Source organism: Kallipyga massiliensis ph2, from assembly GCF_000311985.1.
GTDB classification, from domain to species: Bacteria; Bacillota; Clostridia; order Tissierellales; family Peptoniphilaceae; genus Kallipyga; species Kallipyga massiliensis.
Genome location: NZ_HE978585.1, coordinates 1,129,725 through 1,146,136 on the forward strand (window position 1 = coordinate 1,129,725; position 16,412 = coordinate 1,146,136).

The 16,412-nt window shown below is 53.1% G+C and carries 14 protein-coding genes; all 14 read left to right on the plus strand.

Going from position 1 to position 16,412, the window contains the following annotated elements; all coding sequences use genetic code 11:
* Positions 1 to 19: 19 nt before the first annotated feature.
* The 14 genes from ftsW to HGKM_RS05195 all read left to right on the plus strand — a co-directional run bounded on the left by ftsW (position 20) and on the right by HGKM_RS05195 (position 16,402).
* A complete protein-coding gene (ftsW, locus tag HGKM_RS05130; RefSeq protein ID WP_019134275.1) occupies positions 20 to 1,261 on the plus strand; it encodes a putative lipid II flippase FtsW in 1,242 nt (413 codons plus the stop codon).
* On the plus strand, positions 1,251 to 2,006 hold the full coding sequence (locus tag HGKM_RS05135) for a cell division protein FtsQ/DivIB (RefSeq protein WP_019134276.1): 756 nt from the start codon (positions 1,251 to 1,253) through the stop codon (positions 2,004 to 2,006). Before ftsW ends, HGKM_RS05135 begins: the two co-directional genes overlap by 11 nt.
* An 81-nt stretch (positions 2,007 to 2,087) precedes the next feature.
* Positions 2,088 to 3,176, plus strand: a complete 1,089-nt coding sequence (ftsZ, locus tag HGKM_RS05140) for a cell division protein FtsZ (protein ID WP_019134277.1) — start codon at positions 2,088 to 2,090, stop codon at positions 3,174 to 3,176.
* Position 3,177: 1 nt separating this feature from the next.
* Positions 3,178 to 3,642 (plus strand): transcriptional regulator NrdR, encoded by a 465-nt coding sequence (gene nrdR / locus HGKM_RS05145; RefSeq protein ID WP_034579009.1) that lies wholly within the window; start codon positions 3,178 to 3,180, stop codon positions 3,640 to 3,642.
* A gap of 66 nt (positions 3,643 to 3,708) precedes the next feature.
* Positions 3,709 to 5,073: a replication-associated recombination protein A gene (locus tag HGKM_RS05150; RefSeq protein ID WP_019134279.1), complete on the plus strand. Its 1,365-nt coding sequence runs from the start codon at positions 3,709 to 3,711 to the stop codon at positions 5,071 to 5,073.
* 13 nt (positions 5,074 to 5,086) lie between these two features.
* Entirely contained in the window at positions 5,087 to 6,463 is a 1,377-nt protein-coding gene (asnS, locus tag HGKM_RS05155) for an asparagine--tRNA ligase (protein WP_019134280.1), read from the plus strand.
* A gap of 26 nt (positions 6,464 to 6,489) precedes the next feature.
* Entirely contained in the window at positions 6,490 to 8,907 is a 2,418-nt protein-coding gene (leuS, locus tag HGKM_RS05160; RefSeq protein WP_019134281.1) for a leucine--tRNA ligase, read from the plus strand.
* A gap of 84 nt (positions 8,908 to 8,991) precedes the next feature.
* A complete protein-coding gene (locus HGKM_RS05165) occupies positions 8,992 to 9,405 on the plus strand; it encodes an Rrf2 family transcriptional regulator (RefSeq protein ID WP_019134282.1) in 414 nt (137 codons plus the stop codon).
* A gap of 131 nt (positions 9,406 to 9,536) precedes the next feature.
* Positions 9,537 to 12,164 (plus strand): alanine--tRNA ligase, encoded by a 2,628-nt coding sequence (gene alaS, locus HGKM_RS05170; protein ID WP_019134283.1) that lies wholly within the window; start codon positions 9,537 to 9,539, stop codon positions 12,162 to 12,164.
* Between the two features lie 10 nt (positions 12,165 to 12,174).
* Positions 12,175 to 12,453 (plus strand): IreB family regulatory phosphoprotein, encoded by a 279-nt coding sequence (locus tag HGKM_RS05175; protein ID WP_019134284.1) that lies wholly within the window; start codon positions 12,175 to 12,177, stop codon positions 12,451 to 12,453.
* Between the two features lie 102 nt (positions 12,454 to 12,555).
* Positions 12,556 to 12,984: a Holliday junction resolvase RuvX gene (gene ruvX / locus HGKM_RS05180; RefSeq protein WP_034579013.1), complete on the plus strand. Its 429-nt coding sequence runs from the start codon at positions 12,556 to 12,558 to the stop codon at positions 12,982 to 12,984.
* Positions 12,981 to 13,280, plus strand: coding sequence for a DUF1292 domain-containing protein (locus tag HGKM_RS05185; RefSeq protein ID WP_019134286.1), 300 nt, complete (start codon positions 12,981 to 12,983; stop codon positions 13,278 to 13,280). Before ruvX ends, HGKM_RS05185 begins: the two co-directional genes overlap by 4 nt.
* A 118-nt stretch (positions 13,281 to 13,398) precedes the next feature.
* Positions 13,399 to 15,186 (plus strand): ribonuclease J, encoded by a 1,788-nt coding sequence (locus HGKM_RS05190; protein WP_019134287.1) that lies wholly within the window; start codon positions 13,399 to 13,401, stop codon positions 15,184 to 15,186.
* Positions 15,170 to 16,402: a peptidase U32 family protein gene (locus HGKM_RS05195; RefSeq protein WP_019134288.1), complete on the plus strand. Its 1,233-nt coding sequence runs from the start codon at positions 15,170 to 15,172 to the stop codon at positions 16,400 to 16,402. The genes HGKM_RS05190 and HGKM_RS05195 overlap by 17 nt, the downstream gene beginning before the upstream one ends.
* Positions 16,403 to 16,412: the final 10 nt, after the last annotated feature.

Genomic DNA, 16,412 nt, shown 5'->3' on the forward strand with positions numbered 1-16,412 from the left:
GGATTAAAAAGGAGTTTCCATGAGAGCCGGAAAAGCCAAAGAAAAAGTGAATAAAAAAAAGAAAGCCGGATTCTTCCACCTCCTGGCCAGGCCGGAGGGGAAGGTCGACAGCCTTCTTTTTGCCCTGGCCTTGGGCTTCATCATTTTCGGCGTCATCATGGTCTTTTCCGCTTCGGCTCCCTGGGCCCTCCGGGAATTTGGGGACCCCAACTATGTCTTAAAACGCGACCTGGTTTGGGCGGCAATATCCATCTTTGCCATGGTCCTGGTCTCCCGGATTCCCTACCGGACCTATAGGCGTTATGCTTATTTCCTCTATCTTTTGGCCTTTATCCTTTGCGTTCTTTGTTTTGTCCCCGGGATCAGGGTTGTTCGTAACGGTGCTCACCGCTGGATCGGCCATGAATCCTTTACCATCATGCCGTCCGACTATCTCAAGATCGGATCGGTCATGTTCCTGGCCCGCTACCTTGCCAAGCGGAACCGGGCCCTGGAGAAGGGGAAGGAAGCCTGGAGGTCCTTTTTTCTGATCATGGTTTTTATTGGGATCACCGTCCTCCCCGTCAGCCTCCAACCCAACTTCTCCGCAGTCATCGTCATCTCTGTCAGCCTCCTAGTCCTCTTTTTCGTTGGGGGGATGAAAAGTCGGGAAATTCTTCCGGTGGTTTTGCTTGCCATAGCCGGCCTCCTCTATGCTTTTTGGCCCAGAGAAGGAAACTACCGGTTGGACCGACTACTCGTTATGCTGGATCCCATGAAGGATCCGCTGAATGAAGGTTGGCAGCTCATGCAGTCTCTCTTTGCTGTAACGACAGGGGGCCTGTTCGGGGTGGGATTTGGACAGAGTCGGCAGAAGTTCGATTACCTGGCCGATGAGCCCCACAATGACTTTATTTTTGCCGTCCTTTCCGAGGAATTGGGCTTTGTGGGGGCCGCCCTCTTCATTATCCTTTATGCCTATATGATCTACCGGATGGTCAAGGTTGTCCGGGCCTGTCCCAACCGCTTTGGCCAGCTCATGGGCTTCGGTCTCACTTTTATCATTGCCTTTCAAGCTATGGTCAATATCGGGGTGACCATCGGCCGGGTTCCGCCAACCGGAATCACCCTGCCCTTTATCTCCTACGGAGGATCCTCCCTCTTGGCTGTTTCCATGATGATGGGGATTGTCCTGAACATCTCCAGAGAAGCGGAGTCCTTATCCCGGACCGGGAGGACAAGGCCTCCATCCAAGGAAGGAGGGCAGACCCATGGGAACTAAGAAAAAGCCAATGAAGAAAAGAAGGCGAATCCGTCTCTTTGTCCTGGTCTTCCTCCTTTTGGCGCTAGGAATTGTCGGTTTTGCTCTTAAATCTTCAACATTCACCATTAAATATGTCAACGTTGAGGGGAACACCCTTTTAACGGACCGGGAAGTGGTGGACCAGATGGGGAAGGTCAGGGGAAATATTTTTCTCTATTCACCCAAGGAAGCCATCCTGAACCTGCAGAAGGTGGAGGGGATCCGGGAGGTAACCATCGACAAAGAACTGCCTGATCGGATCAATGTTCTGGTCAAGGAATCCTATATTTTGGCTAATCTCAAGGGAGATCCGCCCTACCAGGTGGACAACCTGGGGATGGTCCTGGACCAGGGAAAAGGCAATGTGATCAAAGACCGGGTGGTTCCCCTGGAAGTCGTGTGGAATAAGGGGGGCATTGAAAAGGGAAAAACCCTCTCCGATGATCCCCGGGATATCGACTTCATGATTGCCCTCCTAAAAACGAAATTATCGGACAATATCAAGCTTGTAAGCTTTGATAAAACGGGCAACATTGATATAATGGTTAAAGATATTCTCGTTCATTTTGGGGAACCGGATGACATTTTCAAAAAACTCAACAACGTAACGGCCGCTTTAAAGGAAATTCAGACCAAGTCCATTCCTGCCAAGGAAATCATCATCAAAGATGGTCGGGAAATGATTGTCGTCACTGAAGCAGAGGAAGCCGGTACAGAAAAGTAAAACAGAAAGACGGGCGTAAGAGTCGGAGCTGAGGCGGTTCCTGCCTGAGACTCCGAGCGTAGAAGAAGTATGGGGGGACCAATGACCAGTAATTTTGACATGGAATTGAACAACGACGGTTTAGCAAAAATCAAAGTGTTGGGTGTCGGCGGTGGCGGAAACAACGCCCTGAACCGGATGCAGACGGAAGGTCTGGACGGCGTTGAGTTCATTGCCATCAATACGGACAAGCAGATTTTGGATGTGGTGGAAGCGGACCGAAAACTCCAGATCGGGACCAAACTCACCCGTGGCTTGGGCTCCGGCGGAAATCCGGAAGTCGGCTCCAAGGCGGCGGAAGAATCCAAGTCCGACGTCCAGGACCTCCTCCAGAACACCGACATGGTCTTTATTACTGCCGGAATGGGTGGGGGTACCGGGACCGGTGCAGCCCCCATCATTGCCGAAGTCTCCAAGCAGATGGACATCCTGACCGTAGGCGTGGTGACCAAGCCTTTCGGTTTTGAAGGACGGAAGCGGGCCAGCCAGGCTGAAGCAGGCATCCAGGCCCTTAAGGACAAGGTAGATACCCTGATCGTTGTCCCCAATGACCGCCTCCTTCAGATTGCCGAGCGTCGGACAACCATGCGGGAAGCCTTCGCTATGGCTGACCAGGTCCTCATGAACGGTATCAAAGGCATTTCCGACCTTATTGCCGTTCCGAATATGATCAACCTGGATTTCGCCGACGTGGAGTCCATCATGAAAGACCAGGGGATTGCCCACATGGGTATCGGCCTGGCATCCGGTGAAAACCGGGCTGTCAATGCCGCCAAGGCCGCTGTCAAGTCCCCCTTGCTGGAGACCTCCATTGATGGAGCCAAGGCTGTTCTCGTCAACGTCACAGCTGCCGATATCGGCCTCTTCGAGGTTAATGAAGCGGCTGAGCTCATCCGCGAAGCGGTTGACTCCGACGCCAACATCATCTTCGGTGCCGGGACCGACGAATCCCTGGGCGATGACCTCAAGATCACCGTCATTGCTACCGGTTTCGACTCCAAGCAGCTCAATGCCAACAAGAGTGAATCTTCTAAGTCGTCCAAGGACTTGCAGGATGAGACCGTCTCCCCGTCCAAGGACCGCCAGGATGACGGCTTGGATATCCCTGATTTCCTGAGAAAGTACCGCTAATATGAAATGCCCTTTCTGTTCATTTTTGGACACGAAGGTGATTGATTCACGTCCGACTGAAGATAACATGGCCATCCGTCGTCGGAGGGTCTGCCTTAAGTGTCACAAGCGCTTTACCACCTATGAACGCTTTGAAGACCAGGCCATTGTGGTCGTCAAAAAGGATAAGACGCGGGAATCCTTCTCCAGGGCTAAGGTTCTCCGGGGGATGATCAAGTCCTGTGAAAAAAGACCCATCGCCGTTGACCGCCTGGAAAAAGCGGCGGATGAGATCGAAACGGCCCTCAACCACCTCAACCAAAAGGAAGTCTCCTCGACCTATATCGGTGACCTGGTCATGAGCCAGCTCAAGAAGATCGATAAGGTGGCCTATGTCCGCTTTGCCTCGGTCTACCGGGAGTTTGAAGATGTGGAGAAGTTCTATGACGAGTTGGAGCTTCTGAAGGATGAGGATAAGGAAGATTAACCCGTCAGAATGTAGACGGATAAAGAGAGCCTTGCGCTCTCTTTTTTTCATGGAAAGGAGGACGTCATGGACCTATTTGACCTTCAAAGAGAAAAAGAAATTCGCCGGACGGCCCCTCTGGCCGACCGCCTACGGCCCAGGTCTCTGGATGAATTTATGGGCCATGAGGAGATCCTGGGGGAAGGAAAGGCCCTTCGCCGGCTGATTGAGGCGGACCGAGTGCCCTCCCTCATCCTCTTTGGCCCCCCGGGGACCGGAAAAACCACCTTAGCCTATGTTATCGCCCAAACCACCCGGAGGTCCTTCAAAAAAATCTCGGCTGTCACGGCGGGGGTAAAGGAAGTTCGACAAGTCATCCGGGAAGCCCAGGATGCCATCAGCTTCGACAATATTCGGACCATCCTTTTTATTGATGAGATCCACCGCTTTAACAAGGCCCAGCAGGATGCCCTTCTTCCCCATGTGGAAGACGGGACCATCACCCTGATCGGGGCCACGACAGAGAACCCCTTTTTCGAAGTCAATAAGGCCCTCCTTTCCCGCTGCCAGCTGGTAGAGCTCCACCGACTGGACCGGGAGGACCTGGGCAAGATCCTTGACCGGGCTCTGACCGATCCGGAAAAGGGCTTGGGGAAGGAAGACATCAGCCTGACGGATGGGGCGAGGGAGACCCTGATTTCTGCCTCCTCCGGGGATAGCCGGATCCTCCTGAATTCCCTGGAAATCGCCTTTCTTTCCAGCCCCGGCAAAGAAGGCAAGTTGGTTTTGGATGTCGAGGACATCCAAAATTCCATCCAGCGCAAGGTCCTCAGCTACGATAAGGGGGAGGAGGAGCACTATAATACCATCTCCGCCTTCATCAAGTCCGTCCGGGGGTCCGATCCTGATGCCGCCATCTATTACTTGGCCCGGATGTTGGCCGGTGGGGAAGACCCCATGTTCATCGCCCGCCGCCTGGTCATCCTGGCTTCGGAAGATATCGGCAATGCCCAGCCCATGGGCCTGGTCCTGGCCCAGTCCTGCATGGAGGCGGTCTACAAGATCGGGATGCCGGAGGCCCGGATCATCCTGGCCCAGACGACCATCTATCTGGCCTGCGCCCCCAAGTCCAATGCGGCCTACCTGGCGATAGACAGGGCCCTGGACTACTACCGCAAACACGCTGACCAGGCTATCCCCCTCCACATCCAGGATGCCCACTATTCCGGGGCAGGGGACCTTAACCGAGGCCTGGGCTACCTCTATCCCCATGACTACCCCGGGGCCCTTGTCTTGCAAAACTACCTCCCGGATGAGATAATGGAAGGCGAATTTTATCAGCCGACAACGCATGGATTTGAGGGGAAAATGAAGGAATTCCTCGAAGAAAAAATAGAAATTTTAGGCCGGAAGTCGGATTCCGATGGGGATCCTTCCGATGGTCTTCAATAATAAGGAGGCCTGAATGCAAATTAAAGAATTCTACCGGCATATGGATGATTATGTCGGAAAAGAAGTAACCATCCAAGGCTGGATCAAGCAGTCCCGGATTTCAAAGAATGTGGGATTCCTTATCGTCAACGACGGATCCTTTTTCAAGCCTGTCCAGGTGGTGGCATCATCCGACATGGACAACTACCGGGAGGTTGCCCACATTCCCAATGGATCTTCCATTGAAGTTCAAGGGAAGCTGGTCGCCACTCCCCAGGCCAAGCAGGCCTTTGAGATCCAAGCCTCATCCATCCGGCTCCTGGATGCCTGCAGCCTGGACTACCCCCTCCAGAACAAGCGGCAGAGCTTTGAATTCTTGAGGGACCACCCCTCCCTCCGGTCTCGGACGAACACCTTTATGGCCGTCTTCCGCCTCCGGTCGGAGCTTGCCTATGCCATCCATGACTTCTTCCACAAAGAAGGCTTCACCTACGTCCATACCCCCATCATCACGGCATCGGATGCCGAGGGGGCAGGGGAGATGTTCCAGGCAACCACCCTGGACCTTGGGCAAGTCCCCAAGACGGAAGAGGGGGAAGTGGACTATGGGGAGGACTTCTTCGGCCAAGAGGTCAACCTCACCGTTTCCGGCCAGCTCGAAGTCGAGCCCTTCATCATGTCCCACCGCAATGTTTACACCTTTGGTCCCACCTTTCGGGCGGAAAAATCCAATACTACCCGGCATGCGGCTGAGTTTTGGATGATTGAGCCCGAGTTGGCTTTTGCCGACAATGCCATGACCATGGATAATGCGGAAGCCATGGTCAAATCCGTCATCAACCACGTCATGGAAGCTCTTCCCGAGGAGATGGACTTCTTCAACCAATGGATTGACAAGGGCCTAATTGACCGGCTCAACCAGGTCCGCCACTCCAGCTTTGCCCGGATGACCTATACCGAGGCCATTGAAATCCTGGAGAAAGCCAATGACCGTTTTGACTACAAGGTCAAGTGGGGGTCCGACATCCAGACCGAGCATGAGCGCTATTTGACGGAAGAAGTGGTCCATGGTCCTCTTTTTGTCACTGATTACCCGAAAGAGATCAAGTCTTTCTATATGAAGCAGAATGATGATGGAAAGACGGTGGCCTGCTTTGATATGCTTGTGCCCGGCATCGGCGAACTGATCGGCGGGTCGGAGAGAGAAACGGATCCGGACAAGCTTACCGCCCTCATGAATGAGAAGGGAATGGGGACGGAAGGCTATGAGTGGTACATCAACCTCCGACGCTTCGGCGGATGTGTCCACGGTGGCTATGGCCTGGGATTCGAGCGTCTGGTCATGTACCTTTCGGGCATGGGGAATATCCGCGATGTCCTCCCATACCCTCGGACGGTCGGCAGCCTTTAAATTGGTCAAGGAAAGAGAGTCAATTTATGGAATACAATCCCAATGCAATTGAAAAAAAGTGGCAGGCCTTTTGGGTGGAAAAGGACGTCTTTCATGCGGACAATGATTCCGACAAGAAGAAGTTCTATGCCCTGGTGGAATTCCCCTACCCTTCGGGACAGGGGCTTCATGTCGGCCATCCCAGGCCCTATACGGCCCTGGATATTGTTTCCCGGAAGCGCCGGATGGAAGGATATAATGTCCTCTTTCCCATGGGTTTTGATGCTTTCGGCCTTCCCACGGAAAACTATGCCATAAAAAACCACATCCATCCCGCCTTGGTTACTGAGCGGAATGTGGCCCATTTTAAGGACCAGCTTAAGGCTATCGGCTTCTCCTTTGACTGGGACCGTGAATTTTCCACCACGGATCCCGACTATTATCAGTGGACCCAGTGGATCTTTATCCAGCTTTATAAGCACGGCCTGGCCTATAAAAAAGAGGTCCCCATCAATTGGTGTCCTTCCTGCAAGGTGGGTCTGTCCAATGAAGAGGTGGTAGGCGGGGCCTGCGAGCGCTGCGGAACACCCGTGGTTCATAAGGTCAAAAACCAGTGGATGCTCAAGATCACCGAATATGCCGACCGCCTCATCGACGACCTGGATGAAGTGGATTACATGCCCCAGATCAAACAACAACAGATCAACTGGATCGGCCGGTCCCATGGGGCCAATGTCAAGTTCGCTATCAAAGAAGGTCACCAGGAGATCACCGTCTATACCACCCGGCCCGACACCCTTTTCGGAGCCACCTATATGGTCTTGGCGCCTGAACATACCATCCTTGATGAAAATAAGGAGAGGATCACCAACTGGGAGGCCATCCAGGCCTACCGGGACCAGGCAGCCCTGAAATCGGACTTCGAGCGTGGGGAGCTGGCCAAGGAAAAAACCGGGGTTATGGTGGAAGGTCTGACAGCCATCAATCCGGCCAACCAGAAGGAAATCCCCATCTGGATCTCCGATTATGTTTTGACCTCCTATGGAACCGGAGCCATCATGGCGGTTCCGGCTCATGACAGCCGGGACTGGGAATTTGCCAAAAAGTTTGGCATGCCCATCATTGAAGTCGTCTCCGGGGCAGAGGTCCCTGTGGAGGAAGCTCCCTTCACCGATGTGGAAAAGGGGACCCTGGTCAATTCCGACTTCCTCAACGGAAAGCCGGTGAAAGAGGCCATTTCCTTCATGACGAAATGGTTAGAGGATAAGGGACTGGGAGAGGGGGCCACCAATTATAAGCTCCGCGACTGGGTCTTTTCCCGCCAGCGTTACTGGGGTGAACCCATTCCCATGGTCCACTGTCCGGACCATGGCTGGGTCCCCGTCCCCGAAGAGGACCTCCCCCTCTTACTGCCGGAGGTGGACCACTATGAGCCAACAGGGGATGGGGAATCCCCTCTATCGGAGATGACAGATTTTGTCAACACGACTTGTCCCATCTGCGGCAAGCCGGCCAAGAGGGAGACGGACACCATGCCCCAGTGGGCGGGTTCCTCCTGGTACTATCTCCGCTATATGGACCCCCACAATGACAAAAAGGCCGTCTCAAGGGAGGCGGAAAAGTATTGGGGACCGGTGGACTGGTATAACGGGGGAATGGAGCACACCACCCTCCACCTTCTCTACTCTCGATTCTGGCACAAGTTCCTTTACGATATCGGTGTGGTTTTCACCAAGGAGCCCTACCACAAAAGGACTTCCCATGGGATGATCCTGGGCGAAAATGGGGAGAAGATGTCCAAGTCCCGGGGGAATGTGGTCAACCCGGATGAGATCGTTCGGGAATACGGAGCGGATACCCTTCGGACCTATGAGATGTTCATTGGAGACTTCACCAACTCCGCCTCATGGACCGACCAGGGGGTCCTGGGTTGCCGGAAGTTTCTGGACCGGGTCTGGAAGATGGAAGAACTCTTAACCGATGGCCAGGACTTCACTCCCGACCTGGAGAAAACCATCCACCAGACCATCAAAAAGGTAACGGAAGACTTCGAATCCCTCAAGTTCAACACGGCCATTGCCCAGCTCATGACCCTGTCCAATGAGATCCGGAAATTGGGATCCATGACCAAGGCTGATTGGAAGGTTTACCTGACCCTCCTCAACCCGGTCGCTCCCCATATTACCGAGGAACTCTGGGAGAGAGCAGGATTTGAAGGCCATCTGGCCACCGACGGTTCTTGGCCCCGGTATGATGAGGATAAGCTCTTGGGCGAGACCATAAAAATGCCGGTCCAGGTCAACGGGAAGCTGAGGGGCTACATCCAGGTGCCCATTGATGCTGACCAGGACACGGCTCTCGACTTGGCTCAAAGGGATGAAGGGGTCGCCCGTCACTTATTGGATAAAAAATTGGTAAAAACCATTTATATCCCTAAAAAAATCTTGAATTTTGTAGTAAAATAAGTCTAGTAATTTACTACAGTTTTTCATTCTTGATTTCTCCGCTTACCGGAAGAATGAGTATTGCGGATATAGAGAGGGTTTGCCATGAAACTGACCACCAGAAGTCGCTATGGCCTCCGGGCTATGACCTACATTGCTGCTAAGGCAGGGGAGGGCCCCATACCTACGACGGAAATTGCCGAAAGTCTCAATCTCAGCGACAATTATCTGGAACAGCTTTTACGAACCCTTAAAAAGGACGGCTTCCTCCGGTCCATCCGAGGAGTCAAGGGGGGCTATGAACTGGTCCAGGACCCCCAAGACATCATGGTCTTGGACCTTTTGAAGACCTTGGAAGGGGACCTCTGGCTTTCTGACTGCACCCAGTGTGGGGAATGCCCGGGAGGAAACACCAACTGCCCCACCCGCCTGATCATCCGGAGGATGAGTCGGGCCATCGAAGAGGCGGTCGAAGGGGAGACCCTGGCGGATATGGCCGAGATTTACAAGGCGGTCTAGGATCCGGGTCGGATCCATAATAGCGAATGTGGTGGGAGGACCAGCTCTTTTTTCAGCTGGTCCTCCTTTTGGTGCATTGATGAGATGGGCTCTATGATATAATTGACCCAGGTAAAAAAAGGGAGATGACCATGAAAAAAATCAATTTGAACGAATGTCGCACGCTTTTCCTGGACTTTTTTGAGGCCCGGGACCATGTGCGGTTAAAGAGTTTTTCTTTAGTTCCTGAAGATGACCCCAGCCTCTTGCTCATCAACGCCGGCATGGCTCCTCTGAAGCTTTATTTTATGGGGGAAAAGAAGATGGCCAAGAACCGGGCCACTTCATCCCAGTGCTGCGTTCGAACAGCGGATATTGACAACGTCGGCAAAACTGCCCGTCACGGGACCTTCTTTGAGATGCTGGGGAACTTCTCTTTTGGAGACTATTTTAAGAGGGAAGCCATCCATTGGGCATGGACCTTCTTAACCGAAGAAATCGGCCTGGATAAGGACCGTCTTTGGGTGTCCGTTTTTATTGAAGACGACGAAGCTTACGGAATCTGGAAGGATGAAATCGGGATTCCTACGGACCGAATCCTCAAGCTGGGAAAGGAAGACAATTTCTGGGAGCTGGACCAGGGACCTTGCGGCCCCTGCTCGGAAATCCACTATGACCGTGGTCCTGCTTATGGGGAAGGATCCAACCCCACCGAAAACTCCGACCGCTTTATGGAAATTTGGAACCTGGTTTTCACCCAGTTTGACCGCCAGTCTGACGGGACCACCTACATTCCTTTAGCCCACCCCAATATTGATACCGGAATGGGCCTGGAGCGCCTGGCCTTGATTACGGAAGATAAGGACAACATCTTTGAACTGGAGGAGTTCATGCCCCTCCGGGAGAAGATCGAAGAACTCTCCGGGAAGAAGTATGGCCAAAGCCAAAAGGTGGATGAGTCCATGCGGATCATCATTGACCACTCCAAGGCCATGACCTTCCTTATCCATGACGGAGTGGTTCCTTCCAATGAGGGAAGGGGCTATATCCTTCGCCGGCTCATCCGCCGGGCCTACCGCCATGGGAAACTTTTAGGGATTGAAGGGGAGTTTTTGACCAAGACCATGAGCCAGGTCATTCCTGTTTATAAAGAAGAATATCCCGGCCTGACCGAATCCCGGGACCGGATTTTCAAGATTGCTGTCCGGGAAGAAGAGAATTTCCAGAAAACCATCGACCAGGGCCTTGAACTCCTGGAATCCCGTCTGGCCCAGGTGGAGGAATCCGGGGAAAAGGTCCTCTCCGGTGAAGATGCTTTTAAACTCTATGATACCTATGGATTCCCCCTGGATCTGACTTGGGAAATTACCAAGGAGCGGGGGATTGAGGTGGATGAGGAGGCCTTCCACAAAATGATGGAGGACCAGAGGATCCAGTCCCGGACCAACCGCAAGGGAGGTCACGGATGGGAGGATAAGAAGGTTCTGGACCTGACCGCCTACCCCTCCACCGACTTCACCGGCTATGAGTCCTTCCGGGGACAGGGTAAGGTCCTGGCCCTCTTCCATGAGGGAAAGGAGACCGAGAGACTGGAAGCCGGTCAGGAGGGTCAGGCCCTCCTGGACCAAACGCCTTTCTACGGGGAAGGCGGGGGACAGGTCGGCGACCGGGGATATTTGGAAGGCCAAGGTTGGAAGGCCCGGGTCCTGGATACCCAAAAGGATAAGGACGACCACTACATCCACGTCCTGGAGGTCTTGGAGGGGACCCTGTCTGTCGGAGATGACTTGGAAGCCCTTTTGGACCGGGATTTCCGGAGGGATGTGATGAAGAACCACTCCGCCACCCATCTCCTGAACAAGGCCCTCCACCAGGTGTTAGGGGGCCACGTCAACCAGGCGGGCTCTTATGTCGATGATCGGAGACTTCGCTTCGACTTCTCCCACTATGAGGCCATGACCGACCGGGAGATCGAGGAAGTGGAAGCTATCGTTAACCGGGCGATATATGAGGCTTATCCGGTTCACACGGACATCCTTCCCCTGAAGGAAGCCATGGAAACCGGAGCCATCGGAATTTTTGAAGATAAGTATAAGGACCATGTCCGCGTCGTCTCCATGGGGGACTTTTCCAAGGAACTCTGTGGGGGAACCCATGTGGAGAATACGGCCCGGATCGGCTCCTTCCGCATCCTCTTTGAACAGGGGATTTCATCCGGTATCCGGCGGATCGAAGCGGTTACCGGTCGGGCGGCCTATGAGATGGCCAGGGATGACCGGGAGACCATCCGGCATGCGGAGGACTTGATCAAAGTTGGCGGATCCAATCTGGAAGAAAAGATTCTCAAGCTTCTGGATGAGAATAAGAAACTCAAGCGGAGCCTGGCTTCCATGGAATCCAAGATGGCCCAGGACCTGTCGAAGGAACTGGAGAGCCGTACCCTGGAAGTTGAAGGCTTTACCCTGGTCAAGGACCACCTGTCCGGGAAGACCATGGATGAGCTCAAGGGAACAGCCGATGCCTTGAAAGAAGGGAAGGAGAAGATGATCCTGGTCCTTGCCTCCGACTTGGACGGGAAAGTCTTCTGGGTGGTCTCCATGGATGAAGCAGCGGTAAAAGCGGGAGGCCATGCCGGGAAACTGGTCAAGGAATTGGCCCAGATCACCGGTGGAAACGGCGGAGGACGTCCAAACTTTGCCACAGCCGGCGGTAAGGATCCCGGGGCAATTGATGAGGCCCTTGCCAAGCTAGAAGATCGATTGAAGGAACAATTGAAATAGGAGGATGGAAATGGCCAAAGATTATTCAGAAACCATGCTGTTTACGCCGATTAACCGGGAAAGAGAATTCCGGGAAATCCTCAAAGAAGTCTACCAAGCTCTGGAAGAAAAAGAATATTCGCCATTTAACCAGATGATCGGGTATATCTTATCCGGGGATCCCACCTACATTACCAGTTACAAGGGGGCCAGAAAGCTCATCCGTCAAATCGACCGGGATGAGCTCCTGGAGGAACTCCTGGCCTACTATTTAAAAGAAGACCCGGAGACAGAGGAAAAAGAGAATTAGAATAGAATGCCTAGGCCGGATCATGGGTCCGGCCTGGCTTTTCCGAGAGATGGAATAGGAATAACCGAGAGATCAAGCAAGAGTGAAAGAGATGGGGGAAGGATGAGTCGGGCAATGGGCTTGGATGTGGGCAGTAAGACGATCGGGGTGGCCTTAAGCGACCCTTCCTATTTGATTGCCCAGGCCCATGGCACCGTTCAGAGAACTTCCCAAAGAGAAGATATCCAAAAAATCCTGGACATTATTCAAAAAGAAGAAGTCCGGGAAGTTGTTCTTGGTCTCCCTAAACACATGAATGGAGATCAGGGACGGTCCGTTGACCGGGCCAAAAGCCTAGGCCGGGCCTTGGAAAAAGAACTCGGACAACCGGTGGTTTACCAGGATGAGCGGATGACGACCCTATCCGCCGACCGGGTCCTTCAAAAAACGGGTGTCCGTCGTGAACATCGAAAAAAATACGTCGACTCTATTGCTGCGACGTTTATTTTGCAAACTTGGTTGGATAAAGAGAAAAGGAGTTTTTCATCATGAAAAACAAAGAGAAAGAAACCATCACCCTCTATGCGGGAGGGGAGGCCGTTGAGGTAAAAATTCTCGCTTCCTTCACCTTAGATGAGAGGGACTACTGCTGGTTAGAGGATCCGGAGACCAAGGATCCTGTCCTTTTCCGCTATTATTCCGACAAAGAGGATATGGTCTTTCAACTGGTGGAGGATGCCAAGGAATATGAGGAGGCGAACGAGGCCTATCAGGACATCCTCAAGGACCGGAACGATGAGAGAGCATGGAATACAAGGAAAGGAATGGAAATTGACAACGAACAATAATCAGGGCCGGATGAAAGCGTCCGGTCAAGGGGGGAGGCCATCTCATGCTTCCTCTTCCCGAGTAAAGGCGAAAGCTAAGTCCGCCGGTCGAAGAAGAACCGGAGGATCGAGCCCTTCAATGAAAAAGGGGGAGACTGGCTCTTCAACCAGGACCCGTACAAGGTCAACTAAGCCTACAGGCAGAAGCCCGGAAAAAAAGCAGGCGCCCGCCAGCCGGTCAAAAAAGCTTAAGGTTATCCCTCTTGGCGGCCTGAAAGAGATCGGGAAGAACATGACCGCTGTGGAATACGGGAATGACATCATCGTCATCGACTGCGGATTGACCTTTCCGGACGAGGATATGCCTGGGATTGACACGGTTATTCCCGACATCACCTATTTGGAAAAAAATAAGTCCAAGATCCGGGGGATCCTGATCACCCATGGACACGAAGACCACTATGGGGCGGTACCCTATGTTCTAAAAAAGCTCCCCGTCAATATCTATTGCACCCGCCTGACCGGAGGCATGCTCCAGAACAAATTTAATGAGCACGGCCTGTCCACAAAGTGGATCCAGTATGTCCAGGCCGGTGACCGGATCAAGCTGGGCGCCTTTGAATGTGAATTCATCCGGGTGGCCCATTCCATTCCCGATGCCTGTGCCATTGCTGTCCACAACCCGGTTGGTACGGTCCTCTTTACCGGTGACTTCAAATTCGACTTCACCCCCATTGATGAACAACCCACCGACCTCCAGGCTCTGGCCCGCCTCGGTGAAGAAGGGGTCCTTGCCCTCTTCTCCGATTCAACCAACGTCAAGCACCAGGGTTATACCATGTCCGAGCGGACAGTGGGGGAAACCTTCAAGAACATCTTTAACCGGGCAAAGGACAGGATCATCGTCGCCACCTTTGCATCCAACCTACACCGGGTCCAACAGATCATCTGGGCGGCGGAAGCCAACCACAGGAAGGTGGCCCTGTCAGGACGGTCCATGCTGACTAACGTGGATGTGGCCATGAACCTGGGCTATCTCAAGGTCAAGAAAAACACCTTGATCGACATCAATGAGGTCCGCAACTACAAGCCTTCACAGGTGACCCTTTTAATTACCGGGTCCCAGGGTGAGCCCATGTCGGCCTTGTCCAGGATGGCCAACAATGCCCACCGCCAGATTCAAATCCAGCCTACGGATACCATCATCCTTTCGGCTTCCCAGATCCCGGGAAATGAAAAAGCTATTGGGGATATGCTCAACAATTTGACGGAGATGGGGCCCAAACTCATCTATTCTTCCTTGGCTGAGGTCCATGTCTCCGGCCACGCCTGTGCGGAGGAGCTCAAACTCATGCACTCCCTGGTCAAGGCCCAATATTTTATTCCGGCCCACGGGGAAACCCGGATGCTGGTCGCCCATAAAGAACTGGCCATGTCTTTAGGTATGCCGGAAGACCACGTTCTGATGGGACAAAACGGAACCGTCTTTGAATTTGAGCGCCGTGGGGCCCATGTCAAGGCGAATACGGATAATGAAGTCCAGGCCGGCAAGGTCCTGATCGACGGTCTGGGGGTCGGCGATGTGGGCAATGTGGTCCTGAACGACCGCAAGCGCCTATCGGATGACGGGATGATCGTCATTGTGGCAACAGTGGACAAGAATTCCGCCCACCTGGCAGCCGGACCTGAAATCATCTCCCGAGGCTTTGTCTATATGAAGGACAACATCGACATGATCCAGGAGATTAAAAAGCAGGTTCGTGCCATCTTCGACAATGCGGAAAAGAAGAATATCAAGGATTGGTCTTTCCTCAAGTCGGAAATCCGGGATAAGATCAAGTCCTATGTCTATGCAGAAATCCAGAGAAACCCCATGATCCTTTCGATCATTATGGAAACAGAGACCGCCAATGGCAAATCAAGGTAAGTTTGAACTCCTGGCTCCCGCAGGGGACATGGAAAAGCTGAAATCCGCCCTCCACTTCGGGGCGGATGCCGTTTATTTGGGCGGGGAGAGCTTTGGACTCCGGAAGGCATCAAAAAATTTCTCCCGGGAGGAATTGGAAGAAGCCGTCCGCTATGCTCATGCCAAGGGGGCCAAGATCCATGTGACGACCAATATCCTTCCCCACGATAATGACCTGGATGGCTTAAAGGACTATGCCCTCTTCCTGGCATCCATTGGAGTGGATGCCGTCATCGTTTCGGATCCCGGTATCTTTATGGCTTTTAAGAATAATACAGACGTAGAAATCCACGTTTCCACCCAGGCTTCCATCACTTCGTCAGATACGGTGAACTTCTGGGCAGACCTGGGGGCTAAGCGCCTCGTCTTGGCCCGGGAACTCAGTTTAGAGGAAATCCGCCGGATCCGGGAAAACGCCTATGAAGATGTGGATCTGGAGTGTTTTGTCCATGGGGCCATGTGTATTTCCTATAGTGGCCGCTGCCTCCTGTCCAACTATATGACGGGTAGGGATGCCAACCAGGGCGACTGCGCCCAGGCCTGCCGGTGGAAGTATCATCTTATGGAAGAAAAAAGGGAGGGGGAGTTTTATCCCATCGGGGAGGATGGGGGAGGGACCTTCATTCTAAATTCCAAGGACCTCTGCCTCCTCCCCTATATGTCCGACCTCATGGACGCCGGCATCCGGTCTTTTAAGATCGAAGGTCGGGTCAAGACTGCTTTCTACGTCGCCTGTGTGGTCAGGGCCTATCGCCAGGCCATAGATGCCGCCCTGGAAGGGAAGTTGGACCAGGACCTGGTTGATAACTTAATGAAGGAGCTGGCCAAGACCTCCCACAGGGATTTCACCTCCGGCTTCCTCTTTGGAAATCCCGGATTGGGCGGTCAGAATTATGACACCACATCGTATATCCAGGATTATGACTTCATTGGAGTGGTCCGGGAAATCGACCGGGCCGGGGGACGGGTCCTCATCCAATGCCGGAATAAGTTTTCTCGAGGCGATGAGGTGGAAATGGTCAGGGCAAAATCTTGTACCCTTTCCTTCAAAATTTCGCATATCGAGGATCAGGAAGGATCCCGACAGGAGGAAGCCAAAGTTCCTATGGAGGACTATTGGATCCCCTTGGAGGAGTTCTGCCAAGTAGGGGACATGGTCAGGAAGCGGAAAAATTAGCCATTCCTAA

Bases quoted from the DNA above. Each gene is read 5' to 3' on its own strand.
- HGKM_RS05185 (WP_019134286.1), top strand. From the start codon at position 12,981: ATGAAAAACAAAGAGAAAGAAACCATCACCCTCTATGCGGGAGGGGAG.
- ftsZ (WP_019134277.1), top strand. From the start codon at position 2,088: ATGACCAGTAATTTTGACATGGAATTGAACAACGACGGTTTAGCAAAA.
- HGKM_RS05175 (WP_019134284.1), top strand. From the start codon at position 12,175: ATGGCCAAAGATTATTCAGAAACCATGCTGTTTACGCCGATTAACCGG.
- HGKM_RS05135 (WP_019134276.1), top strand. From the start codon at position 1,251: ATGGGAACTAAGAAAAAGCCAATGAAGAAAAGAAGGCGAATCCGTCTC.
- leuS (WP_019134281.1), top strand. From the start codon at position 6,490: ATGGAATACAATCCCAATGCAATTGAAAAAAAGTGGCAGGCCTTTTGG.
- asnS (WP_019134280.1), top strand. From the start codon at position 5,087: ATGCAAATTAAAGAATTCTACCGGCATATGGATGATTATGTCGGAAAA.
- ftsW (WP_019134275.1), top strand. From the start codon at position 20: ATGAGAGCCGGAAAAGCCAAAGAAAAAGTGAATAAAAAAAAGAAAGCC.
- HGKM_RS05165 (WP_019134282.1), top strand. From the start codon at position 8,992: ATGAAACTGACCACCAGAAGTCGCTATGGCCTCCGGGCTATGACCTAC.
- HGKM_RS05150 (WP_019134279.1), top strand. From the start codon at position 3,709: ATGGACCTATTTGACCTTCAAAGAGAAAAAGAAATTCGCCGGACGGCC.
- ruvX (WP_034579013.1), top strand. From the start codon at position 12,556: ATGAGTCGGGCAATGGGCTTGGATGTGGGCAGTAAGACGATCGGGGTG.
- alaS (WP_019134283.1), top strand. From the start codon at position 9,537: ATGAAAAAAATCAATTTGAACGAATGTCGCACGCTTTTCCTGGACTTT.
- nrdR (WP_034579009.1), top strand. From the start codon at position 3,178: ATGAAATGCCCTTTCTGTTCATTTTTGGACACGAAGGTGATTGATTCA.
- HGKM_RS05190 (WP_019134287.1), top strand. From the start codon at position 13,399: ATGAAAAAGGGGGAGACTGGCTCTTCAACCAGGACCCGTACAAGGTCA.
- HGKM_RS05195 (WP_019134288.1), top strand. From the start codon at position 15,170: ATGGCAAATCAAGGTAAGTTTGAACTCCTGGCTCCCGCAGGGGACATG.